The organism is Pseudomonas rhodesiae (genome assembly GCF_013285305.1).
Lineage (GTDB): Bacteria > Pseudomonadota > Gammaproteobacteria > Pseudomonadales > Pseudomonadaceae > Aquipseudomonas > Aquipseudomonas rhodesiae.
Genome location: NZ_CP054205.1, coordinates 2,190,052 through 2,214,944, shown reverse-complemented (window position 1 = coordinate 2,214,944; position 24,893 = coordinate 2,190,052). Strand labels below are relative to the sequence as shown.

Here is a 24,893-nt window from a genome sequence, read left to right as displayed (position 1 = left end):
GCGCGTGAGCTATATACTCTCGCGCCCGTTTTTGCTTTGAGGACTTATCTCGTGTCCAACGTCGTTGCCGATCATCTCGTCTTGCTCGACCACCTGCGCAGCATCCTGGTAGCCGTCGGCGAAGCCGAACAGGTGCCCGAGGAAAGTCACGCCCTGTTCCTGGAGCGCTTCGACGAACTGCGCGCCCTGTTGCCCATCGACCCTATCGAAAGCCAGTACCTGGGCCAGGACCTGATGAGTCAGGTCATCCTGCGGTACCCGCAAATTGCCCATCTCGTTCCGCGTGACCTGCTGTGGTTCTTTGGCGGCGACTGCCTGCACTTCATGCCCGATGAAGAACTGGACCTGTACCAGGCCCTGGAAGAACGTCGCTACGAAGCCGAACAGAACGACGAACCGTTCGACTGGAACCAAGAAAAGCAGCTGCTAGCCATGCCGGACGACCAGAGCAAACACTGATCTGCCAGGAGCGAGCCTGCTCGCTCCTAACGTTTTCTCAGCGTCGGCTCCTTGGCCATGCACGCCACCAGGTAATCGATAAATACCCGTAGCTTCGGCGGCAAATAGCGTGTCGGCGAATGCAGCAGCCACGCCTCGCCGTGGTACGACGCAATAAAATCCCACGCCGGCAACACCTGCACCAAGCGCCCCTCCTCCAAGGCATGGCGCGCCGTGAAATACGGCAGGCTGCCAATACCCACATGCTGCAACACCGCATCCAGACGCACGCCGGTATGGTTCGCCGCATAGCGCCCGCGTACCGCAACGGTCACGGCCTTGGTGCCCTGGCGAAACTTCCAGCGTGAATCCGCCGGTGTCTCGCCAAGATAAATGCAGCTGTGCGCCGCCAGATCATGGGGATGGCCCGGCGTACCGTGCTCGGCCAGGTACTGCGGTGTCGCACAGAGCAAATGTTCGATCGGCAACAACTGCCGGCCCACCAGCCCCGGCGGCGGGCTGTCGGTGATGCGGATACTCAGGTCGACGTTGTCGTCGATCAGGTCCACATGGCGATCCTCAAGGATCAGCTGCACATCCACCTGGGGATAGCGTCGCAGGAATTCCGGCATGTGCGGATGCACGACAAACCGCCCTACCGCCTTGGGCACGCTGACCCGCACCAGCCCCTCGGCTTCATGGGTGAACTGGCCACTGATCTCCATCACCGAGCGCGCCGCGTTGACCATCTCCTGGCAGCGCTTGAACACCTCTTCGCCGCCCTCGCTAAGGCGCAGTTTGCGCGTGGTGCGTTGCAGCAAGCGGGTCGCCAGCGCCCGCTCAAGACGCGAAATACCGCGACTCACCGCCGAAGGCGAAACGCTCAGTTGGCGCGCCGCTTCGGAAAAGCTGCCGGCCTCTACCACTTTGACGAACATCGCCATTTCCCCCAGCAGGGGCAACGGAAGATTAATGCTCATGACGCACAGGTCCATTGATAATTGAACGGATTATCACCCATTCGAGCAGTATTTATACTGCCCGTAGAACCCTGATGCGGATGCAGATGATGACCGAACGCCTGTTTTTTACCCACGACCACCTGACCGCCGAGCTTGAAGTGCTGAGTTGCACGCCCCACGACGATCACTTCGCGGTGATCCTGCAATCGACCCTCTTCCACCCCCAAGGCGGCGGGCAGCCTTTCGACACCGGCTGGCTGGGCGACAGCCAAGTGCTGCGTGTCACCCACGAGGCCGACCGCGTGGTGCATTACGTCGACCACCCTGTAGAACCCGGTCCGATCACCGCAAGGGTCGATGAACAGCGCCGCGCCCTGCACTCGCGCCTGCATTCGGCCGGTCACTTGATCGGCAACGTCGGCGAAACCCTCGGCTGGATGCCGATCAAAGCCCACCACTGGCCGGGCGAAGCCAAAGTGACGTTTATCCGAGGCGAAGCGGCGCAAGCCATGCAGGCCGAGGCGATTCAACAGCAGCTCAACGAATGGATCGCCGCCGACTATTCCCGTCATATGGCCGTGGACAATGGCACTCGCGAAGTCGGCTTCGGCGAACTGCCCGCCTATGCCTGCGGCGGTACGCATGTGCAGACATTGAGCGAATTGGGCCAAGTCACCATCCTGGCCCTGTCCGAGAAAAAGGGCGCGCTGTCGGTGCGCTATACCCTGGATTGAGGCGCGTGTTGAGCGTTCACCCCTGACGCCCTCAAATCGCGACCGCCCCTGCCCTCCCCGGCTCCACCGCGAAAGATTTGAGGGTCGACACCGTCGCCGCAGGGTCCTGCGGGTCACTGATGACACGCAGGTGCGTAAGCATCTGCCGCTCCTGCATCTCCACCGAAACGTAGCCGCGCTGGCGGCTGTCGAAAAACTTCACATGGGGGTTCATGGGCAGGATTTTGCTGAAGGCATCGAACGGCGGCCCATCGGACGTCACCGAGGTGCCGACGAATTCGGTGGCGATCACCGGCGAATCCGGGTCATTGCCATCGACGTGCAGATCGTTGGCCCAGAACGAGTGGATATCACCACCCCAGAACACCGGGTTGTTCACCCGGTTGCGCTGAATAGACGCCAGCATCCTTGAACGATTGGCCATGTAGCCATCCCAACCGTCGGTCCAGCGCCCCGGCTTGTGGTTGGTCAGGTCCCGTTGCACCAGCGGCGCCACCAATAAGTCTTGAGCGATCACATTCCACTGCGCCCTGGAGTGGGCAAAGCCCTGATCCAGCCAAGCCTCTTGCTGCCAACCCAGCATCGTGCGGCCAGGATCGCGCAACTCGCTGCACGGGTTAGTCACCACATGCCCCTGATGACTGCCATTGGCCAACACGCAGGGTTGCTCGGAACGGTATTGTCGTCCATCGAGTACATGAAAACGGGCGAGTCGCCCGTAGTCCAGGCGCCGGTAAATGCGCATATCGGCGCCTTTGGGCAGGCTGCTGGCGCGCAGCGGCATATGTTCGTAATACGCCTGATAAGCCGCCGCCCGCTGCTGGAGAAATGGCGCCATCGGGGTTCTCGGGTCCTGGGACCAACGGTTGGCGTAGTCGTTCTGCACTTCGTGGTCGTCCCAGGTCGCCACGCTGGGGGCGGCAGCGTGCAGGGCCTGCAAATCCGGATCAGTTTTATACAGCGCATAGCGGTTGCGGTAATCGCTGAGGCTCACCGCGTTGCCACTGCCATGGGCGCGAAATACCTTGCCTGACTCCGGCGCGTAGGAACTGTCGTAGATATAGTCGCCCAGGAAAAACACCAGGTCCGGCTGCTCGGCGGCCAAGTGGCGATACGCACTGAAATAGCCACGTTCCCAATGGGAGCACGAGACAAATCCCACGCGCGCAGAGGTCATTGCCTGCAACGGTGGCGCGGTACGTGATTGCCCCACCGGGCTCTGCGCGCCCAGCCCTTCAAACTGATACCAATACGGCCGCCCCGCCTGCAGCCCAGCCACCTCCACATGCACCGAATGCGCCCAGCGCTCGCTGGCCATGACCTCCCCCTGGCGCACGATGCGGGTCATCGCCGCATCGCTGGCCACCCGCCAACGCACCGGCACCCCGCGGCTCAAGCCACCGCGCCCGTCTACGGCATTGAACAGCGGCGCCAGCCGCGTCCAGATCACAAAGCCATCCGGCAGCGGATCCCCAGAGGCCACACCGAGGGTGAACGGATAGTCCACCCCGGCACTGCGGGCGAACGGACTGAGGATCGAAAACGTGGTGGCCACCGCCAGCCCGGCCAGCACCCGACGTCGCCCCTGATCGACCGGGCCGTTCATATGCGGTGCTCCCACTCAGAACGCAGGGCGGCGAACACCAGCATGTCTTCATGCACACCGTTCTTAAGAAACGCCCCGCGCAGGCACCCCTCGTAGTGCAGACCGATTTTTTCCATGACCCGCGCCGATTCTTTATTACGGCTGAAGCACTGACTGCCCACGCGGTGCAGCCCCAACGCCTCGAACCCATGGACCATCAAGGCAGTGGCGGCCTCAGCCGCAAACCCTTGGTTGCGCTCAGACGCCGCCACCCAGCCGCCCAAGTGCCCATACCCGTGTGCCGCGTTGATGCGCAGACTGACGACGCCGATCAATTCATCATCGTCGCGTCGGTGCATACCCAGGCTCAGCAACCCCGTGGCGCGAAACTTTTCCTGCATCCCCTCGATAAAATCCTGCGCGGTTTGCAGCGTGTAGGGCGACGGAATGCTGGCAGTGTTATCGGCGATCTTCGGCCCGTTGGCCAAGGCGCATAACCGCTCGGCCTGGTGGGGTTCCAGTGCGTGCAGCAGCAGGCGCGGGGTCGACAGATACGGCAATTGGCAACTCATTCCTAAGGGCCCTCAATGTAAATTTTTTGAGAATGCGCGCCTTGGATTTCAATTCTGTTACGCCGGAGAAATGACCCTAGAGTCTTCTGTAAGACCCGTCCTAGAGCCCTCAAAACGTCAATTAAAGTTAACCAATCGGTCATTTTTGCTTGTTAGCGTGTCGCCCCTAATTCAATAACGGGGTAAGGGAATGAGAACCTGGGACGAACCGAAAAAACGCAAGGCGCACATCGAATTGATCCCGATGATCGACGTGATGATGTTCCTTCTGGTGTTTTTCGTACTCGTGAGCCTGAACGTGATTCCGGCCCTCGGCATGAAGACGCAACTGCCCAGCGCCAGCAGCTCGCAGCAGCTCAAGCCGCAGAACAAATTCATCCTGACCCTGGGCGTGGAAGGCCAGTTGCAACTCGACGGCAAGGACCTCACCGTCGACGCCCTGGTACCTGCGCTCAAAGCCGCAGAGAAGCCCGATACCAAGTCGACGATCATCGTCAACAGCGACAAGGGCGTGGAGGTTTCGCGCCTGGTGGAAGTGATGGACACCCTGCGCCTGGGTGGCTTCACCTCCGTGTCCATTGCCACGCGTAAGTCCTGACCATGTACGTTCTGTTTCGTGTGCGCCAACTGCTGGGCAGTGTCCCGGCCGTGATCGCCCTGGTGCTGATTGCCATGGGGATCCAGTCCCAGACATTGAAGGTCGAGCCGGTGTATGACGAGTCGGCGGTCGAGCTCGCCTTGGTCGATCCGGAGCCAGAGCCGCCAGTCATCCCGGAACCGGTGGTTGAGCCGCCACCACCAGTGATCGAGGAAGCCGACGCCGAGCCGGCGCCGCCGCCTCCACCGCCTAAACCGTTGCCAAAACCCGAACCCAAGCCCAAGCCCAAACCGCTGCCCAAACCGGTAGTGGCGAAAGCCGCGCCTACTCCGCCCCCGGTTGCCGCCGCCAAACCGGTACCAGCCGTAACCGCCCCAGCGGCACCTGTGCCGGCACCGCCCGCGCCGCCGAAAATCGACGGCCAAGCCTTGGAGGGTGGCTATCTCAAGGGCCTGCGCAACGAGTTGGACACGTACAAGCAGTATCCCACCGGCCGCCAGGCATCCCTCGAACGCCCGAGCGGCGAGGTGGTGGTGTGGTTGTTGGTGGATCGCCAGGGCCGCGTGCTGGATTCCGGCCTACAGACCCAGGCGTCGAGCATGTTGCTCAACCGGGCCGCCACCAACAGCTTGCGTCGTATCAAGCAAGTCAAGCCGTTCCCCGAGCAAGCCTTCGGGGGGCGCAATGAGCAGCGCTTCACCGCCACTTTCCACTACAGCGTGCAATAAGCACCCGACACCAGGACGACATTGATGAGGTTCACACGGATTCATCTGGCACTCGTTGCCGCGAGCATGGGGCATGGCATGGTCATGGCCGACACCAACGACAGCGATGTCGGCACCATTGGCGTGCAAGGCAAGGCCACGGCGGGTGGCGGCTACATGGTGCAGGAAGAAAGCATCAAGGGCCGCTCCACGGTGACCAAGGAAGCGCTGGATAAACAGACCGCCACCGGCAACGCCGTGGACAAGCTCAAATACACCCCGGGCCTGAACATCTCCAGCGAAGACAACACCGGGCTGTCGGGCTTTCGCTTCACCATGCGCGGCCTCAACTCCGACCAGGTGGGGATGTCGGTGGATGGCATGCCGATCAACGACTCGGGCAACTATGCGCTGTATTCCAACCTGCTGGGCGACCCGGAAAACATCGAGCAGATCTTCGTCACCCAGGGCTCGGCAGAGGCCGACGGCCCGCACATCGGCTCCAGCGGCGGCAACATCGGTATCGTGACCGTTCGCCCGACCAAGGAAACCGGCGCATTCGTCAAACAGATCGTGGGCAGCAACGCCACGCGCAAGACCTTCGCGCGGCTAAATACCGGAGAGATCAACGGCCTGAGCAACTGGCTGTCGGCTTCGCATACCGAAGGGGACATGTGGCGTGGTTCCGGCGCCGTGCGCGCGGATAAAGTCGAGTGGAACAGCTTTTTCGACGCCGGCGATGGCAACACCGCCAACCTGATCCTCAAGTACCACGAGCAGGACAACAACAGTTACAGCCAGTTGACCAAGAGCCAGTTCCAACAGAACGGCCGCAAGTTCGACCCCTACCCCGCCACCCCGTCGGTGGGCAGCAACGGCAAGGTCAACAGCTACTACGCCCTGGCACAGAACCCGTTCCAGACTTTTACCGGCGTGCTCAACACCCAATTCAAACTGGCCGACAACCTGGCCCTGTCGGTGATCCCGTATTACTACTGGGGCAACGGCAGCGGGGTCGGTTCGTCCAGCTATGCACTCAACCGCGGCTCCAACGTCGGTGGGGTGTTCGACCTGAGCAATTTGCCGACCGCCGCGCAGTACAACGCCGATGGCTCGTCCACCACCGGCGTTTACTACCGCCCTTCGCGCACGCAGACCTGGCGCCCCGGCATCACTACCAAGCTGAACTGGGACCTGGAAGAGCACAGCCTGCAATTCGGTTATTGGTATGAGCGCGCGCGCCAAAGCCAGACCCAGCCGTTCATTGCCCTGAAAAACAGCGGCAAGCCCAGCGACACCTGGCCGGATGGCGATGCCGTGGTCGATGCCAACGGCAACACCGTACAGGGTCGCGACCGCTTTACCGTGACCCCGGCGCAGAAGGTCTGGGCCCAGGACACCTGGTACATCAACCCGGACTGGACCCTGGTGGCCGGCCTTGCCTACATGAACGTCAAGCGTGACGGTACCAACCACGGCAGCCTCACCGAGCAAGCCGAAAAACGTAACCAGACCTACAACAAACTGCTGCCCAACGCCGGCCTCAAATACCAGTTGGATGAGCGGGACCAGTTGTTCTATAGCCTCTCGCGCAACATGCGCATCCCGCAGAACTACGTGCTGTACGACAAGGGCGCCGGCTCCATCGACGCCAAGCCGGAAACCAGTTGGAACCACGAGCTGGGCTGGCGCTACACCGATGAAGACATGACCGTGGCCGCCACGCTGTTCTACATGCAGTTCAAGGATCGCCAGGTCTCCTCCAAGGACATCAACGGCGACTTCGCCGATATCAACGCCGGCTCCGTCAACAACAGTGGCCTGGAACTGGAATGGAGCGGCCTGCTGCCTCACCACTTCAACTACTACACCTCCTACACCTACACCAAGGCCGAGCAGCAAGACGACCTCACCGTCTATAACGCCGGCAAAGCCATCCTGTTGCCCACCAGCGGCAAGCAGTTCGCCAACGTGCCGAAGAACATGCTGGCAGCCAACATCGGTTATGACGATGGCCGCTACTACGGCACCTTCGGCGGCAAATACACCAGCAAGCTCTATGGCGACCTGACCAACGACGAAGCCATCTCCGGCCGCACCGTATTCAACGCCGGTGCCGGTATCTACCTGCCGGTGGACAAGAAAGTGGTGAAGGACGCGACCCTGCGCCTGAACGTCGACAACCTGTTCGACAAGAAGTACCTGGACGGCGTCTACACCACCAAGACCAACTCCGCCAGCTACAGCGGTTTCCGCGACGGCGACCCGGCGTACATCGTAGGCCTGGAACGTACCGTGACGGTTTCCCTGGAAGCCAATTTCTAACTTGCGAGGTCAGTGAACATGGACATGAATTTGCTCCACGACATCACCTTCTATGTGATGTACGCCGCGATGGCGATTGCCATCTTTATCACCATCGAGCGCGGCATCTACTTCGCCTATGTGCGCCGCCAGGCCCGCGCCCTTAAGGAAGTGCTGGGCGCCAATGTGCACAGCGAACGCGACTTGCCTCAGGAGTTGGCCCGTCGCCATAGCCTGCCGTTGGATATGGTCTTGCCAGTACTGACACAAAAAGCCTCCCACGGCTCGCGCAAAGACCTGGATGACGTAATCGAAACCCAGTACCTGAGCACTCGCGCACCGTTGGCCCGCAGCCTGTGGATCATCGAAACCATCACCACCGCCGCGCCTTTGTTGGGCTTGCTGGGCACCATCCTCGGCATTATCGACACCTTCAAGGCGTTGGCCACGGCGGGGGTGTCGGACCCTGGGCAGATTTCCGGCGGCATCGGTACGGCGTTGTTCGCCACGGGCTTGGGGATTGCCATCGCGCTGTTCTGCGTGGTGTTTCATAACTTCTTCCAAGACAGCCTGGAGCGCATCAACGATCAGTTGAAAATCCTGCTGATCCGCGCCGCCAGCGGCGCCCGCGTGCAGAGCGAAACGCCACACCTGGTGCCGACACCGTTGCACAGCCGCACCGCATAACCGTTTGCGCGGGCGCGCAATGCGCCCGCTTCTATTTAAAAGAGAGCCTTATGTCCGCCTCCTTGAAAATGCGTATCGCAGGCCTTGCCGGCTTGCTCCTCAGTCCGCTTGCCCAGGCGGATTTTTCAATTCCAGGATTTGAATTGGTACACACCGTACCAGTGGACACTGCCCTCGGCACCGCCGATCTACGTCAGCCGGGCCCGGTCTGGATCGAACTGTTCGACGGGGCGAAAAACACCATTGATATCGGCCAGTTCTACGCGGCCGATCATCCTGGGTCGGTCATGGACAAGGTCATCGACCACCTGGAAGCCGCTGGCAAGCGCGGTGTGAAGATTCGCTTTTTGATGGAAGAAAAAGGCATCAAGTTATCGGAGGGTTCAACCCTGGAACGCTTGCGTGCGATCCCCAACCTGACCTTTCGCGTGTTGCCCTACGGGCAAGTCAGCGGCGGCATCATCCACGCCAAATACATGATTGTGGACGCTCGGCAGGCATTTGTCGGCAGCCAGAATTTCGACTGGCGTTCCCTGGAACATATCCATGAAACAGGGTTGCGCATCAGCGATGCCAAGGTGGTGGGCCAGGTGCAGGCGATTTTCGATCAGGACTGGCAAGCCCAGCAGGCGCTGGCCGAGCACCGGCCGGTGCCATTGCCGGCGACCGGCCAGGCGCCTGCACGCACCGGCAATTACTTGGTGGCCAGCCCGCAGCGTTACAACCCGCCGGGGGTGGGCGACTCACAGCTGGAATTGCCACGCTTGTTGGCGGAAGCGAAGAAAGAAGTCCGCGTGCAATTGCTCGACTACGCACCGCTGTCCTATGGGCCGGACAATACGCGCCCTTACTATGCAGTGATCGACAATGCCGTGCGGGCCGCGGCCGCGCGCGGTGTGTCGATCAAGCTGATGGTGTCCAACTGGAACACCGACAAACTGGAACTGCCTTACCTCAAGAGTCTGGCCGTGCTGCCCAATGTGCAGATCAAGATCGTCACCCTGCCCGAGGCCAAACAGGGGTTTATCCCCTACGCGCGGGTGATTCACAGCAAGACCATGGAGATCGATGGTCAGCTCGCGTGGGTGGGCACCAGTAATTGGCTGGGCGGCTATCTGGATAATTCGCGCAACCTGGAGGTGGTGATGCGCAGCGAAACCATGGCCAAGCGTGTCGGGGATTTGCACCGACAGTTGTGGGACGGCCCCTACGCTAGAGCCCTGAACGTGACCGATGAGTATCCAGCGCCCCACCCTGGCCAGCATTGACCCGATACACCTGAGTGGTGGTAGTGTGTAGAAATGTTTCTGACAGTTTGATCAGAAACGTCCTACTCACAACTGGCAAAGGAATGCGACTTTCCATGCACTTTCCACTCAAGCAATTGGTGGCTGCGAGCCTGTTCGCGGCCACGCTAACGGCAGTCAGCACCCCGGCATTCGCCAATATCACCGCCGAGCAAAGCACGGCGATTCTCAAGCACTTCGGCGAAACGCCGGTCAGCGATTTCCGCGGTTTCCTGGCCACCCTGAGCAAGGGCGATCTGGGCAAGACCGCCGATGTGGGCCCGGCGATCAACGCCTTTCTCGACAACAAAACCCTGAGCGCCGAGCAGCAGAACGAAATCAACCGTTTGCTGGGCATTTACACGCGGATCAAATACGGCAAGGCCGCTCTGGAGACGCTGCGGGAACTGGTGGAAATTCCGACCTTCAACGTAGACGGCGTACCACAGTACCAGAACCCGGAATTCCTCAAGATCGCCGACAAGATCCAGGCCCTGGCCAAAGCTTTCAACCTGAACTTCCGTAACATCGACAACCGCGTGTACGAAATTTCCCTGGAAGGCAGCGGCGATGAAGTGGTCGGCATCCATGCCCACGCCGATGTGGTGCCGGTGACCCCGGAAAATTGGGTGCTGAAGGACGGCACCAAGCTCGACCCGTTCAAAGTCACACTGATCGGCGATCGCATGTACGGCCGCGGCACCGAAGATGACAAAAACGGCATCGTGGTGGCGATGTATGCCATGAAGGTGATCAAGGAAGAGAAGCTGCCGCTGGCGCGCCAGTTCAAGCTGCTGGTGGACACCACCGAGGAAACTTCCGGCGACGCCATCCCGTATTACTTCGAACACAACCCGACCCCGCAGTACAACCTGGCACTGGATGGCGGTTACCCGGTGGTGATTGCCGAGAAAGGCTACGGCACGGTCATGGCCACGTTCCCGCGTCGCAAAGGTGACGGCAGCGGCGCGGAAATCGTGGCGATGACCGGCGGCATGGCCACCAACCAGATTCCATCGGCATCGGTTGCCACGTTTGTCACCGATCAGCCGGCCGAACTGGCGGCTAGCCTGCAAAAGGCCGGCGCGGAATATGCCAAGCGCAACGGTGGTGATTTCGAAGTGGTCGCCAAGGTTGAGGGCAAGGATGTGAAACTAACCGTCACTGGCGTGTCGGCGCACTCGTCCGAGCCGGAGTCGGGTATCAACCCGGTGGCGCGCATGCTGGAGTTGATCCACAGCGTCGACGGCAAGATTGCCCTCAAGCACAACCACATCACCGATGCCGCGCGTTATGCGTCGGACAATTGGGGCCTGGATTACCTGGGCGGCAAGTTGGGCGTGGGTTTTGCCGACGACTTTATGGGCCCGCTGACCACCTCGCTGACGTTCGTCGGCCAGGACGACAAAGCCTTTAAGCTGGCGGTGAACCTGCGCGTGCCGAAGGGCAAGTCGCCGGAAACGCTCAAAAAACAAATCGCCGACAAACTCAGCGCCTGGGACAAACACAGCAAAGTGGCGGTGGACTTCACCTATTCGATTGCCGAGCCGATGTACCGCAACCCGGAAGGCGAATGGGTCAAAGCGTTGCTGGCGGTCGCCACTGAAAACCTGGGCATGGAACATAAATTCGGCACCTCGGCCGGCGCCACCTCGGTGCATGAACTGCCCAACGGCGTGCAATTCGGCCTGGCTCGCCCGGAAGTGAAGTACACCGGGCATACCGACAATGAGTTTAAGACGGTCGATCAGTTCTTGCTGGACTTGCAGATCGTCACTGAAATGATGGGGCGCGTCGGGCAGTTGCCGAAGCTGTAATAGTAAAAAGCCCGCCGTGTTGGCGGGCTTCTCCAGCTTGATAAAAATCAAGCGCACACAAAAACGCCGATCATCGCTGATCGGCGTTTTCATTGAATATGGAGCGGGAAACGAGACTCGAACTCGCGACCCCGACCTTGGCAAGGTCGTGCTCTACCAACTGAGCTATTCCCGCAAATGGCGTCCCCTAGGGGACTCGAACCCCTGTTACCGCCGTGAAAGGGCGGTGTCCTAGGCCACTAGACGAAGGGGACACGCTACTGAAACACATGGTGTGTATTTCAGTGCCCAGAGGCCTCATCCGAAGACTTGGTCCTGGTTTCACTCAGTGCCGCCCGAGAGCAACACTGCTTAAAAATTGGAGCGGGAAACGAGACTCGAACTCGCGACCCCGACCTTGGCAAGGTCGTGCTCTACCAACTGAGCTATTCCCGCATTGGCGTCCCCTAGGGGACTCGAACCCCTGTTACCGCCGTGAAAGGGCGGTGTCCTAGGCCACTAGACGAAGGGGACACACGTACAACATTCACTCCCTACCGCGTTTCGCTGTGTGCTTTACGCTGTAAGTGGCGCGCATTCTATGGATGGATTGAAAGGTCGTCAACCCCCAAGGATAAATTTATTTAAATCAATGACTTCGCCCCCGTTTTGCGGCCTGCGAGGGCACTTTGCCCGCTCACACCTTGACGCCTATATTCTGGCGCATGACAAGACGCTATAGTCCACCCCGACGAGTGATGGCAATATGAAGCCATCCATTCCAGCGCTCACCTATATAGATAGCAAGGGAGCCTGAGAAGAATGAACTACGCGGCATCTGGTCGATCAGACCTATCCGCCTGATGGTCCAGTCACTACACTCTCCTGTAAACCCTATAAAGAGGTCACACCGGTGACACCACTCATGATCACCCTGCTGGTAATAGCCGGGATCGCAATACTGATCGCCATTGGCTACATGAACCATGTGGTGGAAAACAACAAGCTGGAAAAACAGCGCACCGAGATCGAACTCAACGATCGCCTGCGCCGTTGCGGTGAAATCACCGAGACGTTTCCTGGCCAGCTCATGACCCCGGCACTCAAGTTGCTGATGACCCGCCTTGAACTGAACGTCAATCAGCGCCTGTTGAACCTCAATAAGACCAACGCCGCGCTCAAGGCCCGTATTACTGAGCTGAATGCGCTGGTTGGCCAGGGCGAATCGATACCGGTTAACAACCCGCCCGCACCGATCCAGACCGAAGCCAAGGCCAAGGATGTACGCTTCCTCCTCGAAGCCCTGCACGGCCAGGTTACCCGCGCCGCCCAGGATGGTTTCCTGCCGGCCAACGAAGCCAAGCACTGGATCAGGGAAATTCGCCACATCCTGGTGTTGCTGCACATCGAGTTTTTCAACAATCTCGGCCAGCATGCGCTGCAACAAGGCCAGCCGGGCCAGGCACGCCTGGCTTTCGAGCGTGGCGTGCAGTACCTGCGTAAGCAGCCGGAGCCGGTACTCTACAGCGCCCAGCTGCAAATGCTCGAATCCCAGCTGGCCCGCGCCAACTCCACCGTGCTGACCAACAGCAAGCCGGCCGAAGACGAGGTCAATGAATTGACCGAAGGCTTGAAAGTGGTGGACGCCGACGCCGAGTGGAAAAAGAAAGTCATTTACGACTGACCCCCTCCTCCGTCTCTGGCGAACCCCGGTTCGCCAGATGCCATCACTTTGCATCTATCCCCCCGCCTACGACTAGCGTAAAAAAGTGCCCCTCACTCCGTGAAGAAAGGGGCCTGCTATGCCTGTCGCCGTGATTGATGGACAACCGCTGCATTACATCGACCAGGGCTGCGGCCCGGCTGTCCTGCTGGGCTCGAGTTACCTGTGGGACCGCACTATGTGGGCGCCGCAGGTCGAGGCGCTGTCGCAAAAGTACCGCGTGATCGTGCCCGAGCTGTGGGGCCATGGCGAATCGGGCCAACTGCCCCCGCGCACCCAATCTCTTGAGGACCTGGCGCGCCAGTCCCTGGCCTTGCTGGACCAGTTGGATATCCCCAGCGTAAACCTGGTGGGGCTGTCGGTTGGCGGCATGTGGGGCGCGCGCCTGGCGTTGCTCGCGCCTGAGCGCGTTAACAGCCTGGTGCTGATGGACACGTACCTGGGCGCCGAGCCCGAGGCCACGCGTCAGTACTATTTCTCACTGTTCAAGATGATTGAAGAAGCCGGCGCCATCCCTGAGCCGCTGCTGGATGTGATCGCACCGATTTTCTTCCGCGCCGATATTGACCGCGAGTCGGGGTTGTACCAGAACTTTCGCCAATCCCTGCGAGACTTCCCCCGGGAACGCCTGCTGGACAGCATTGTGCCCCTGGGCCGGCTGATCTTCAGTCGCACGGATGTGATGGCGCAGCTGCCGCGCCTGGACCGCGACACCACCTTGGTAATGTGCGGCCAGCAGGACAAGCCGCGGCCACCGGCAGAATCGGCAGAAATGGCCGAGCTGATCGGTTGCAGCCTGATCCCGATTCCGGACGCGGGGCATATCTCTTCGCGGGAAAACCCGGACTTCGTCAATGAAGCCCTGCTGACGTTTCTGGCCAACCACGCTTAATTGCCCGCGCCTTTGGTCGCCGTCAGCGCGGCGATCAGAGGCGGAAGTGCCCCACCATACCCTTGAGTTCGGCGCCCAACTGCGCCAGCTCGATACTCGATGCGGCGTTCTCCTGCATGCTCAACGCCGACTGATCGGCGCTGGCTCGAATACTGGTGACACTGCGGTTGATCTCTTCGGCCACCGAGCTTTGCTCCTCGGCGGCGGCGGCAATCTGCTGATTCATCTGCTGGATCAGCGACACCGCTGACGCAATGCTGCCCAGAGCACTTTCGGTTTCCAGCGCATCGCTGACCGCCAGCTTCACCAGTTCACCACTCTGTTGAATCTGCTGCACCGACGTTTGTGCGGCGCTGCGCAAGGTGCCGACCAGCCGTTCGATCTCTTCGGTCGATTGTTGCGTACGCTTGGCCAGCGCTCGCACTTCATCGGCCACGACGGCAAAGCCGCGGCCCTGTTCGCCCGCCCGTGCGGCTTCAATGGCGGCGTTCAGCGCCAGCAGGTTGGTCTGCTCGGCAACACTTTTGATCACGCTCAACACCGTACCGATATGCTGGATTTCCGCACTCAGGCTTTCGATGCTGGCACTGGCGCCCGTGCTGGACGTGGCCAACAGCTCGATGCGCTGCAAACTCTGACGCACCACCTGCTGGCCGCTGTCGACTTTCTCGTCTGCTGTCTGTGCGGCCTGCGCCGCTTCTTCGGCGTTACGCGCCACATCGTGCACAGTGGCAGTCATCTGGTTCATGGCGGTGGCCACCTGCTCGGTCTCTTCCTTCTGGCTGCTCACCTCGACATTGGTCTGCTCGGTAACGCTGGACAGCGAATGCGCGGAGCTGGCCAATTGCTCGATACCGGCCTGCAACCCGCTGACCATATGGCTTAAACCGTTACCCATCTGCTGCATGGCCTGCATCAACTGGCCGATTTCATCGCGCCGATTGACCTCCATCCGACCGCTTAAATCACCATCGGCAATCCGTTGAGCCACGGAGATCACACTGCGCAGGGGCGCAACGATCAAGCGGGTAATCACCCAAGATGCAATCAAGCCCACCAGCAGGGCCAGTGCCGACGAGCCGATTATCAGCAACGCGCTTTTCTTCAATTGCGCCTGCATCGACTGATCTTCGGCGTTATAGGCCTGGTTGACCCGACTGACCACCTGCTGCGCTCGATCATGCAATTGTGTGTAAACCAGTTTTTCCTGAGCCAGCAGGTCCGTGTATTCGCCGAGTTTTTCGCCGAAGGCGGCAATATGTCCCGACACCTCGCCAAGTACGGTCTGGTAGCCCGCATCCTTGACTGAGGTTTTCAACTGCTCTACCTGCGCCAGGGCCTGTTCGGCCTGCTCGATCTTGCCTTGCTCGGTATTGTCTTCGTCTACCTTACGGCTCTGATTCAGACGCACATGGGCTTCGTTCATGGCTTGCAGCATCAAGCGCGACACCTGGCTAACCTGACCGGCCTGCTCGATAAATTCGGCGCCCTCCTTGCCCTGGCTTTCCTTGAGCCCATAGGCACCGTCGTCCGCCAGACCGGCCTGCAACACATCAAGGTTGTTGGCCACACTGGACACGGACCAACTGGCCATTTCCAGGGCCAGGTCCTTGGTCTGGGTCAGTTCGACAAACTCATCGAAAGCCTTGCGATAGGCGGCAAGGGCCTGCTCGACATCGGTCATGGCTGGCACATTGGCAGCGGATTGGGTCTTGAGGCTGGCTGCCTCAGCGGCCAGGGCATCGACGGCCTCATGCAGCGCGTCGACCGCCTTGGGGTCGGCGTGCAAAGCGTAGTCCTGTTCGATCAAGCGCACCTTGAGCAAACCGCTGTTGAGCGAGGACATGGCCTTGAGCCCTTCGAACCGTTGCCCGACGGTTTGCAGGGACCATACGCCGATGGCCGCCACTACCGCCGTCAACAGCAGCACCAAGGTGAAACCCAAGCCCAGTTTTTTCGCCATACCCAGGTTGGCGAAACGTCGTTGCACGGCCGAAATCATTGCACTTGATCCTCTTGCAATGGCAGATGCCATCAAGCCCGGTAGACAAGCAGCAGATTGGCAACGACAGGGGCCTCAACACAAGACACTGACGCCGGAATAATGGCAAAAAGCTACACGCCCGTCGTTTTCAGAATGGTCGAGGTCGATCTAGCGGGCCCCACGGCACGCATCAGCGCCAGAGCCCGTTGGTCTGAAGCATAGGCTACATTGATGCGCAGCCACTCACTGTATTCGCCGGTTGGGTTGAAAAGTGAGCCCGGCGAGAGCAAAACACCGAGCCGGCGGGCGAACGCCTGTACACGCGAGAAGGCATTCGCCCCCGGTCGCGCCCATAGGAACATGCCGCCGGCGGGCACGGTGAACACCTCCCACTCTTCGTCTTCCAGCACCTGTAACGTAGCGGCCATCTCGGTGCTCAGCCGCTTGCGCAAGCGCTGCACCCATTTGCGATAGGTGCCGTTGGCCAGCAGCGTGCTGACCACCGCCTCGGCAAACCGCGAGGTGCCGAAACCGGTGGAGGTCTTGAGGGTGGCCAGCCGAGCGATAAGACTTGCCTCCGCGCTGAGGTAGCCAACGCGCAAAGCACTGCTCAAGGTCTTGGAAAAACTGGCGACGTAAATCACCCGACCTTCATGGGGCAACGCCGCGAGCCGGGTGCAGGTGGCGTGCTGCAGGTCGCCGTAGACATCCTCCTCAATGATCAGGAAGTCATCGCGACGGGCCAGCTCCAGTAGCCGCTCGGCCACGACACGGCACAGGCTGGAGCCAGTCGGGTTGTGATACAGGCTGTGAGTGAACAAGCATTTTGGACGATGGCGCTGCAACAATGCTTCGAGCGCCGGGATGTCCGGCCCGCCCGGTGTGCGCGGCACTTCCAGCAGGCGCACGCCATGGAACGCCAGCTGCCGGTAAAGATTGCCGTATCCCGGGGTTTCCACCACCACGCAGTCACCGGCGCGCAGTAGCACACGGATCAGCAAATCCACGGCATGACTGGCGCCACCAGTGGTGAGAATGCAATCAAGACGAGTGTCGATATGGAGGTGCGTCAGGCGCTTGAGCAGTTGTTCACGCAACACGGGCAAGCCCAGTGGCGTGCTGTAATTGAACAGCCCGGCGGTGTCGGTACGGCTGACTTCGCGAATCGCGTAACTGATGTCATCGCTTTCATGCCAGGCCTCCGGCAGCCAGCCGCAGCCTAGCTTCAACTCGCCCAAGGGGCTATCGGCAAAATCGCCCCAGTCGCGCTCGGCGCCTTCATACCATTGACACTCATGGGCCACAGGCGGCTCGGCCACCATAAAGCCGGCGCCGTGCCTGTGGGCCAGCAATCCTTGGGCGACCATGCGCTCTAAAGCTTCGATCACGCTGGACTGACTAAGCAGGTTATCGAGGGCCAACCGCCGCACGGACGGCAAGCGAGTGCCGGGGCTCACCTCGTTCTTGCGAATCCATTGCGTCACTGCACTGACGATTTGCTGCACTACCGGTACAAGGGCTTGTCGATCGATCCCTAAATCCATGCGCCACTCACTTCAACTGTTTGTTTTCAACCCAACGAGTTAAGCACAGAAGCGCGTGATGACAGGTCGCCAAGATTTATTAAAGTATTGATTTTATTGAGTTATTTACCTTGTGATACATATTCGATCGCGGCGTTTGGCCAGCTCCGGAAACGCCCCACATCCGTCCCAGACCTTTTCGAATGGGGCGTCACACCGCGTCCTAAATCGCCGTTGCCCCCCCGTCCACCGCCAATGCCTGGCCGGTGGTGAACGCTGCGCCATCGCTGCACAGATACAGCACCGCGCTGGCGATTTCCTCGACCTTACCGATACGCCCCACCGGGTGCATGGCGGCGGCGAAATCGGCCTTGCGCGGGTCGGCTTCATAGGCGCGCCGGAACATATCGGTGTCGATCACCGCCGGGCATACGGCATTGACGCGGATTTTCTTTTTCGCATATTCGATGGCCGCCGACTTGGTGAGACCGATCACCGCATGCTTGGACGCGGCATATATGCTCATCTTCGGCGCCGCCCCCAGGCCCGCCACCGAAGCGGTGTTGACGATGGCACCGCCGCCCTGGGCCAGCAGCAGCGGCAACTGGTGCTTCATGCACAGCCACACGCCTTTGACATTGACGCCCATGATGGCATCGAACTCGTCCAGGCTGCCGTCGGCAAGTTTGCCCTTTTCGATCTCGATACCGGCGTTATTGAAGGCGTAGTCCAGACGCCCATACGCCGCCAGGGTCTGCGCCATCAATTGCTGCACCTCGGCTTCCTGAGTCACGTCGCAGCGCACGAACAACGCCTCGCCACCGGCCTGACGGATCAGCGTCACCGTCCCTTCGCCGCCGGCCACATCCAGGTCGGCCACCACCACTTTCAAACCTTCAGCGGCGAACGCCAGGGCAGTAGCGCGGCCGATACCCGCAGCGGCGCCGGTGACCAGGGCGACCTGGCCGGAAAACGTCATGCTCATGGAGGGATGTCCTATGGAGGAAATATACGTGGCGGGAGTCTAGCCAAGGTCATGATGCGCACGTCAGCACTATCAAAAGGCCGGTTGGCGCTGCATGAGCGGCAGTGATAAGGCGACTGGGCCTACCATCAGCGCGGCCTATCGACGAGCATTCGCACCTCTCGCCGACCTTGCTCCCAGGCCCGCCAGGGTCTATCACTGAGCATTCATTTCTAACGAGTCCCTGCCATGACCGCCCAGACCAATCGCCAATTCCTGCTCGCCAAACGCCCGGTCGGCGCCGCTACGCGGGATACTTTCACGTACCAGGAAGTCCCAGTGGGCACCCCCAAGGACGGTGAAGTACTGGTGCGTAACGAATACCTGTCCCTCGACCCGGCCATGCGCGGCTGGATGAATGAGGGCAAGTCCTACATCCCACCGGTCGGCATCGGCGAAGTAATGCGCGCGCTGGGCGTGGGCAAAGTGATTGCGTCGAACAACCCCAAGTTTGCCGTCGGCGATTACGTGAACGGCGCCCTGGGGGTGCAGGATTATTTCCTCGGCGAGCCGCGGGGTTTCTATAAGGTCGACCCAACGTTGGCGCCATTGCCGCGCTATCTGTCCGCCCTGGGCATGACCGGCATGACCGCCTACTTCGCCTTGCTGGAGACTGGCGCGCCAAAGGCCGGTGAGACGGTGGTAATCTCCGGTGCCGCCGGCGCCGTGGGCAGCATTGCCGGTCAGATCGCCAAACTCAAAGGCTGTCGCGTGGTGGGCATTGCCGGCGGTGCCGACAAATGTGCATTCCTAGTGGATGAGCTGGGCTTCGATGCGGCCATCGATTACAAGAACGAAGACGTACCCGCCGCCCTCAAGCGCGAATGCCCCAAAGGTGTGGATGTGTATTTCGATAACGTTGGCGGCGATATTCTCGATGCGGTGCTCAGCCGCCTGGCCCTCAAGGCTCGGGTCGTGATTTGCGGCGCAATCAGCCAGTACAACAACAAGGAAGCGGTCAAAGGCCCGGCCAATTACCTGTCACTGTTGGTCAATCGCGCACGGATGGAAGGCTTCGTGGTCATGGATCATGCCGCGAACTTCGCCGCCGCCGGGCAGGAAATGGCCGGTTGGATGGCGCAAGGCAAGCTCAAGAGCAAGGAAGATATTGTCGAGGGGCTGGAGACGTTCCCGGAAACCCTGATGAAACTGTTCAACGGCGAGAACTTTGGCAAGTTGGTGTTGAAGGTCTAAGCTCACTGGCCAAAAAAAACGCCTGCATCCCGTCGGTTCAGGGTGCAGGCGTTCTCGTCAGTGGCTCGCGCTCGACGTGATCAGGCGATCTCGGCAACCACTGCCGCCAGCGCCTTGGCCGGATCCGCCGCTTGGCTGATCGGACGGCCGATCACCAGGTAGTCGGAGCCGGCGTCCAGTGCCTGGCGCGGGGTCAGGATGCGGCGCTGGTCGTCCTGAGCACTGCCCGCCGGGCGAATGCCGGGGGTAACCAGTTGCAGCGACGGGTGCGCGGCCTTCAGCGCCTGGGCTTCCAGCGCCGAGCACACCAGACCGTCGAGGCCGGCTTTCTGCGCCAGGGCCGCCAGGCGCAGTACCTGCTCCTGAGGCTCGATATCCAGGCCGATCGCGGCCAGGTCTTCGCGCTCCATGCTGGTCAGCACGGTCACACCGATCAACAGCGGCTTGGGGCCGCTGCGCTGTTCCAGTACTTCGCGGCAAGCGCTCATCATGCGCAGGCCGCCGGAGCAATGCACGTTGACCATCCACACGCCCATTTCCGCAGCCGCCTTGACGGCCATGGCGGTGGTGTTGGGGATATCGTGGAATTTCAGGTCGAGGAACACCTCGAAGCCTTTGTCACGCAGGGTGCCGACGATGTCCGCGGCGCAGCTGGTGAACAGTTCCTTGCCGACCTTGACCCGGCAGAGCCTTGGGTCCAACTGGTCAGCCAGCTTCAGTGCGGCGTCACGGGTGGGGTAATCCAGGGCGACGATGATAGGAGTCTGGCAGGCGGACATTGGAATGGGCTCTCAGGCAAGTCGAAATCGGCGCGGATTGTAGCGCAAGCGACGCCGTTGCGGGATGCGATGATCGGTAAATACTGACCAAGCGCGCGCAGGCGGGCATTTCGCGCATATATTTCAAAGCCGATACATTCACGACACGCCCCCAACACGCCCCGCCGCTAGCCTCGCTCGCACGACCCACCGACCAGCACTACCAGCCATGGGGCTGGGCGCCTATGCTGACCGCAATCACCTGGCAGATGACCGCACTATGCAAACTCCTTGCGCCCCTGTGAACGACGAGCAAAAAGGCCCGGCCAGCGCCGACGACAAGCGCTGGACGACCCGCGCACTGGTGGTCGACGACGATGTGCCGATCCGCGAACTGCTGATCGACTACCTGGCCCGCTTCAGTATTCTGGCCACCGGCGTCAACGATGGCGCCGAGATGCGCCAGGCCATGCACGCCGAGACTTTCGACGTGGTGGTGCTCGATCTGATGTTGCCGGGCGAGGATGGCCTGTCGCTGTGCCGCTGGCTGCGGGCCGAGTCGGATATTCCGATCCTGATGCTCACCGCGCGCTGCGAACCCACCGACCGCATCATCGGCCTGGAACTGGGGGCCGATGACTACATGTCCAAACCCTTCGAGCCCCGCGAGCTGGTGGCGCGCATCCAGACCATCCTGCGCCGCGCGCGCGACGATCGCAGCGAGCAGCGCGCCAATATCCGCTTCGACACCTGGCGCCTGAACAGCGTGCTGCGCCAGCTGGTGGCCGACAACGGCCTGGTAGTGCCGCTGTCCAATGCCGAGTTTCGCCTGCTCTGGGTATTTATCGAACGCCCACGCCGGGTACTGAGCCGCGAGCAATTGCTGGATGCCGCGCGCGGGCGTTCCATCGAAGCGTTCGATCGCAGCATCGACCTGCTGGTCTCGCGCCTGCGGCAAAAACTCGGGGATGACCCCAAGGCACCGCAGTTGATCAAGACCGTGCGCGGCGAAGGCTACCTGTTCGACGCACGGGACATCGGCTGATGCGCGGCACCTTCAACACGCTGTTTGGGCGGCTGTTCGGCGTGTTGCTGGTGGCCATTGTGCTGGCCCATGGGCTGGCGTTTTTCTGGTTTCACCACTACGGCCCGCCCCCGCCGCCGCCCGAGGAGACCTTTATCGAGCAGTCGGACGGCACGATGAAACCCTTGCCCAAGCATCAACGACCCTGGTTCGGCGGCCCGGTGGTGCCCCTGACGTTTCAATTTATCTCGCTGATCATTGCCGCCTGGTATGGCGCCAAACTGCTCAGCCGGCCGATACAGCGCCTGAGCGAAGCCGCCGAACGCTTGAGCCTGGACCTCGACAGCCCGCCGCTCAACGAGTCCGGCCCGCTGGAAGCGCAACAGGCCGCATCGACCTTCAACCTGATGCAACGGCGCATTCGCGAGCAGGTCAGCCAACGCGCACGCATGCTCGGCGCGGTGTCCCATGACCTGCGCACGCCGTTGTCGCGCCTCAAGTTGCGCCTGGAGCAGATCGAAGACACCCGCCTCCAGGGCCAGATGCGCCAGGACCTGGACGACATGATCGGCATGCTGGACGCGACGTTGAGTTACCTGCACGAACAACGCACCAGCGAAACCCGACACTGGCTGGACGTGCAGGCGCTGGTGGAATCCCTGAGCGAAAACGCCCAGGACCAAGGCTGCGACGTGCAGTTTGCCGGCACCTGCGCACCGCTGCAGGTGCAACCCATGGCCTTGCGTTCGTGCCTGAACAATCTGATCGACAACGCCCTGCGGTACGCCGGCACGGCGCGTATCGAACTGGCCGACAGCCGTGACGCGCTGGTGATCCGGGTAATTGATCACGGCCCCGGGATTGCGGCGGACAAGCGCGAGGCGGTGTTCGAGCCGTTTTTTCGACTGGAGGGCTCGCGCAACCGCAACTCCGGCGGCGTCGGCCTGGGCATGACGATTGCCAAGGAAGCCGTGGAACGCCTCGGCGGCCGCCTGTGTTTGGAAGAAACCCCAGGCGGCGGCTTGACCGCGGTGATGCGCTTGCCCAGGGCTTAAAGAGCCTGGTCGTCCCGACGGCCCTGGGCGTGAGTTGCGCTCCAATCCATCAACAGGCTGTAGGCCACTGCGAGCAAGGTCGGGCCGATAAACAAGCCGATAAAGCCAAAGGCAATCAAGCCGCCGAACACCCCTAGCAGCACGATCACCAGCGGCAGGTTGCCGCCACGGCTGATCAGGTAGGGTTTGAGCACGTTGTCCACGCCACTGATGATGAAGGTGCCCCACACGCCAAGGAATATCGCGTAGGTGTAATCGCCCTTCCAGGCCAGCCACGCCGTGGCCGGGATCCACACCAGCGGCGGGCCCATGGGAATCAGGCTGAGCATAAAGGTGACGATGCCCAGCACCAGCGCCCCTGGCACACCGGCAATAATGAACCCCACCAACGCCAACACGGCCTGGGCCGCAGCCGTGCCGATCACGCCGTTGACCACCCGTTGCACGGTTCCGGCCACCAGTTCGATGTAGTAACCGGCGCGGTCGCCGATCAAGCGTTCCAGCAAACGATGGACGAACATCGCCAAACGCGGCCCGTCGCGGTAGAAAAAGAACACGAAGACCAGGCTCAGGGTGAGTTCCAGAATGCCCCCGCCGATCTGCGCGCTACGCGCCAGCAGCCAGTTGCCCACCTGCCCCAGGTACGGTTTGAGGCTGACCATCAACGCAGCGCCCTGCTGATCGATGCTGTCCCACATCGCCGCCAATCGCTCGCCGACCAACGGGATCGCGCCCAGCCACGTCGGCGCCTCGGGCAGGCCATCGACCTGAATATCCTTGATCAAGGCCACGGCATCACGCACATGGTCGGCCAGGTTAAACCCCAGCCATACCAGCGGCACCGCCACCAACAGCATCCAACTCAAGGTCAGGATCGCGGCGGCCAGGGACTCGCGCCCACCCAGCCAGCGCGTGAGCAACACCATCAGCGGCCAACTGGCAAATGCCAGCACCGCGCCCCAGAACAGCGCCGACCAGAACGGCGCCAACACCCAGAAACTGGCACCGAACAGCACCAGCAGCAGGATTTGCACCAGCAGGCGATCGTTATTGAGCATGGGGAATCTCTGAAAGAAGGAGGCTTTAGGAAGAAAGATTAGGCGAACGGCGCGGGCCCGTTCGCCAGGTGGCGATCAGCGTATCAGATGCAGGTGCAGACCTTGGGTTTCACCGCTGCCGCTCTCCATACGCGCCGCGCGCACGCCCTGCTCGATCAGCGCCTGACGCCAGGCTTCGGCGCTCGGGCCGCTGAGGCTGACGCGCAGGGTGGTATCCAGGTTCAGGCCACGGGAAATGAGGGTCAGCCACGTGGCGTCCGGCTCACCGCTCAATGCGGGGAAGTCCAGCTCGCCGGTGCTTTTGAGCTCACGCAACAGTGTGGCCGAGGTGGGCAACAGGTCGCCCAGCGGCGTCGCGGCGTCCAATTGCTCGACGTGCAAGTAGGCGCGACGATTACCGCGGGTGATGCCGTACAGGGCGACCAGCGAATTGGCCTGGGGCTCGGCCAGGCGCACTAGCAGGTATTCCTGCTGACTATCGGCGCCCACCAGCTTGGCGTTGCCGAAAATCTCGTTGGCCCACAGGCTGCTTTCACCGCAGTCCCGAGCCTTGCACCAGAACAGCAGTTGCGCGCCCTGGGCCTGCAACGCCTCGCGCGTGGCGGTGAACGCCGCACTGGAGCTGTGGTCGGCGGGCAGTTCATAGGTAATGGCGGTGGTCTGGCCCCGCGCGAGGGCCTGGCCTTCGTAACGCAGTTGGCCGCTGATCTTGCGGATCGCGCCCAGGGGGTAGATGCGTTCTTTTTCTTCGGCGGGGCGATAATCGACAATCTGCGCGTCGACCTGACGGGCCACGGCGGGCAGGTCCTGGCTGCCCGGCACGTCGGCGGCGAACACCAACGGGCTGAATACGCATAACCCCAGAGCACGAATAGATCGGTTGCGCACGCTCATCGGATTGGTGAGCCCTGACCGAGGGTAAGCGTCGCGGTATTAAGATCGGTGTTGAATATGTGCATGGTTGACTCCCGTTCAATCCGCCCAGCCTC

General features: G+C 61.2%; 22 protein-coding genes, 4 tRNA genes and 1 pseudogene. 13 read left to right on the top strand and 14 right to left on the bottom strand.

Going from position 1 to position 24,893, the window contains the following annotated elements; translation table 11 throughout:
- The first annotated feature begins 51 nt into the window (after positions 1-51).
- Positions 52-459 carry a PA2817 family protein gene (locus tag HRH33_RS10140; protein ID WP_034096707.1) on the top strand — a complete coding sequence of 136 codons (408 nt, stop codon included), beginning with the start codon at positions 52-54 and terminating at the stop codon, positions 457-459.
- A 26-nt stretch (positions 460-485) separates the two neighbouring features.
- Here the strand turns inward: HRH33_RS10140 and HRH33_RS10135 are convergent, their stop codons facing one another.
- Complete coding sequence (locus HRH33_RS10135; protein ID WP_167418339.1) at positions 486-1,418, bottom strand: LysR family transcriptional regulator; 933 nt, start codon at positions 1,416-1,418, stop codon at positions 486-488.
- A gap of 89 nt (positions 1,419-1,507) precedes the next feature.
- Here HRH33_RS10135 and HRH33_RS10130 point away from each other — a divergent pair, with 89 nt between their 5' ends.
- Entirely contained in the window at positions 1,508-2,134 is a 627-nt protein-coding gene (locus tag HRH33_RS10130) for an alanyl-tRNA editing protein (RefSeq protein WP_167418338.1), read from the top strand.
- A gap of 31 nt (positions 2,135-2,165) precedes the next feature.
- Here the strand turns inward: HRH33_RS10130 and HRH33_RS10125 are convergent, their stop codons facing one another.
- Positions 2,166-3,740: an alkaline phosphatase D family protein gene (locus tag HRH33_RS10125; protein WP_167418337.1), complete on the bottom strand. Its 1,575-nt coding sequence runs from the start codon at positions 3,738-3,740 to the stop codon at positions 2,166-2,168.
- Positions 3,737-4,291, bottom strand: a complete 555-nt coding sequence (locus HRH33_RS10120) for a GNAT family N-acetyltransferase (RefSeq protein WP_167418336.1) — start codon at positions 4,289-4,291, stop codon at positions 3,737-3,739. The genes HRH33_RS10125 and HRH33_RS10120 overlap by 4 nt, the downstream gene beginning before the upstream one ends.
- 190 nt (positions 4,292-4,481) lie before the next feature.
- Here HRH33_RS10120 and HRH33_RS10115 point away from each other — a divergent pair, with 190 nt between their 5' ends.
- The 6 genes from HRH33_RS10115 to HRH33_RS10090 all read left to right on the top strand — a co-directional run bounded on the left by HRH33_RS10115 (position 4,482) and on the right by HRH33_RS10090 (position 11,690).
- Entirely contained in the window at positions 4,482-4,889 is a 408-nt protein-coding gene (locus HRH33_RS10115; RefSeq protein ID WP_034096703.1) for an ExbD/TolR family protein, read from the top strand.
- Positions 4,890-4,891: 2 nt separating this feature from the next.
- Positions 4,892-5,617, top strand: coding sequence for an energy transducer TonB family protein (locus HRH33_RS10110; protein ID WP_167418335.1), 726 nt, complete (start codon positions 4,892-4,894; stop codon positions 5,615-5,617).
- A 24-nt stretch (positions 5,618-5,641) separates the two neighbouring features.
- On the top strand, positions 5,642-7,921 hold the full coding sequence (locus HRH33_RS10105; protein ID WP_167418334.1) for a TonB-dependent receptor: 2,280 nt from the start codon (positions 5,642-5,644) through the stop codon (positions 7,919-7,921).
- 18 nt (positions 7,922-7,939) lie between these two features.
- Complete coding sequence (locus tag HRH33_RS10100) at positions 7,940-8,587, top strand: MotA/TolQ/ExbB proton channel family protein (protein WP_167418333.1); 648 nt, start codon at positions 7,940-7,942, stop codon at positions 8,585-8,587.
- Between the two features lie 50 nt (positions 8,588-8,637).
- Positions 8,638-9,855, top strand: coding sequence for a phospholipase D-like domain-containing protein (locus tag HRH33_RS10095; RefSeq protein ID WP_167418332.1), 1,218 nt, complete (start codon positions 8,638-8,640; stop codon positions 9,853-9,855).
- A gap of 95 nt (positions 9,856-9,950) precedes the next feature.
- Positions 9,951-11,690 (top strand): dipeptidase, encoded by a 1,740-nt coding sequence (locus HRH33_RS10090; protein WP_167418331.1) that lies wholly within the window; start codon positions 9,951-9,953, stop codon positions 11,688-11,690.
- A gap of 99 nt (positions 11,691-11,789) precedes the next feature.
- Here HRH33_RS10090 and HRH33_RS10085 read toward each other — a convergent pair.
- The 4 genes from HRH33_RS10085 to HRH33_RS10070 all read right to left on the bottom strand — a co-directional run bounded on the left by HRH33_RS10085 (position 11,790) and on the right by HRH33_RS10070 (position 12,203).
- Positions 11,790-11,865 (bottom strand) — tRNA-Gly (locus HRH33_RS10085).
- Positions 11,866-11,868: 3 nt separating this feature from the next.
- Positions 11,869-11,944, bottom strand: a tRNA-Glu gene (locus tag HRH33_RS10080).
- 105 nt (positions 11,945-12,049) lie between these two features.
- Positions 12,050-12,125, bottom strand: a tRNA-Gly gene (locus HRH33_RS10075).
- A 2-nt stretch (positions 12,126-12,127) separates the two neighbouring features.
- A tRNA-Glu gene (locus tag HRH33_RS10070) sits at positions 12,128-12,203 on the bottom strand.
- 379 nt (positions 12,204-12,582) lie between these two features.
- On the opposite strand from HRH33_RS10070, the gene HRH33_RS10065 reads away from it, so the two are divergent.
- Both HRH33_RS10065 and HRH33_RS10060 read left to right on the top strand, forming a co-directional pair.
- Entirely contained in the window at positions 12,583-13,353 is a 771-nt protein-coding gene (locus HRH33_RS10065) for a hypothetical protein (protein WP_080761411.1), read from the top strand.
- Between the two features lie 118 nt (positions 13,354-13,471).
- Complete coding sequence (locus tag HRH33_RS10060) at positions 13,472-14,284, top strand: alpha/beta fold hydrolase (RefSeq protein WP_167417557.1); 813 nt, start codon at positions 13,472-13,474, stop codon at positions 14,282-14,284.
- A 34-nt stretch (positions 14,285-14,318) separates the two neighbouring features.
- Here HRH33_RS10060 and HRH33_RS26695 read toward each other — a convergent pair whose 3' ends face one another.
- The 4 genes and pseudogenes from HRH33_RS26695 to HRH33_RS10045 all read right to left on the bottom strand — a co-directional run bounded on the left by HRH33_RS26695 (position 14,319) and on the right by HRH33_RS10045 (position 18,776).
- A complete protein-coding gene (locus tag HRH33_RS26695) occupies positions 14,319-15,023 on the bottom strand; it encodes a methyl-accepting chemotaxis protein (RefSeq protein WP_371918513.1) in 705 nt (234 codons plus the stop codon).
- 204 nt (positions 15,024-15,227) lie between these two features.
- A pseudogene (locus tag HRH33_RS26690) lies at positions 15,228-15,404 on the bottom strand (HAMP domain-containing protein); the annotation flags it as partial.
- A gap of 995 nt (positions 15,405-16,399) precedes the next feature.
- Entirely contained in the window at positions 16,400-17,812 is a 1,413-nt protein-coding gene (locus HRH33_RS10050; protein WP_167417559.1) for an aminotransferase-like domain-containing protein, read from the bottom strand.
- A gap of 202 nt (positions 17,813-18,014) precedes the next feature.
- A complete protein-coding gene (locus tag HRH33_RS10045) occupies positions 18,015-18,776 on the bottom strand; it encodes an SDR family oxidoreductase (RefSeq protein ID WP_034096693.1) in 762 nt (253 codons plus the stop codon).
- Positions 18,777-19,004: 228 nt separating this feature from the next.
- On the opposite strand from HRH33_RS10045, the gene HRH33_RS10040 reads away from it, so the two are divergent.
- Entirely contained in the window at positions 19,005-20,009 is a 1,005-nt protein-coding gene (locus HRH33_RS10040; protein WP_034096692.1) for an NADP-dependent oxidoreductase, read from the top strand.
- Between the two features lie 80 nt (positions 20,010-20,089).
- Here the strand turns inward: HRH33_RS10040 and pyrF are convergent, their stop codons facing one another.
- Complete coding sequence (gene pyrF / locus HRH33_RS10035; RefSeq protein ID WP_034137581.1) at positions 20,090-20,788, bottom strand: orotidine-5'-phosphate decarboxylase; 699 nt, start codon at positions 20,786-20,788, stop codon at positions 20,090-20,092.
- 259 nt (positions 20,789-21,047) lie between these two features.
- On the opposite strand from pyrF, the gene HRH33_RS10030 reads away from it, so the two are divergent.
- Positions 21,048-21,812 carry a response regulator gene (locus HRH33_RS10030; protein ID WP_167417560.1) on the top strand — a complete coding sequence of 255 codons (765 nt, stop codon included), beginning with the start codon at positions 21,048-21,050 and terminating at the stop codon, positions 21,810-21,812.
- A complete protein-coding gene (locus tag HRH33_RS10025; RefSeq protein ID WP_167417561.1) occupies positions 21,812-22,846 on the top strand; it encodes a sensor histidine kinase in 1,035 nt (344 codons plus the stop codon). Before HRH33_RS10030 ends, HRH33_RS10025 begins: the two co-directional genes overlap by 1 nt.
- Here the strand turns inward: HRH33_RS10025 and HRH33_RS10020 are convergent.
- Positions 22,843-23,904 (bottom strand): AI-2E family transporter, encoded by a 1,062-nt coding sequence (locus tag HRH33_RS10020; RefSeq protein ID WP_167417562.1) that lies wholly within the window; start codon positions 23,902-23,904, stop codon positions 22,843-22,845. The genes HRH33_RS10025 and HRH33_RS10020 overlap by 4 nt on opposite strands.
- A 75-nt stretch (positions 23,905-23,979) precedes the next feature.
- The gene (locus tag HRH33_RS10015; protein WP_167417563.1) at positions 23,980-24,798 is read right to left on the bottom strand and encodes a DUF4892 domain-containing protein; all 819 of its coding nucleotides are present in this window, start codon (positions 24,796-24,798) and stop codon (positions 23,980-23,982) included.
- Between the last annotated feature and the right edge of the window lie 95 nt (positions 24,799-24,893).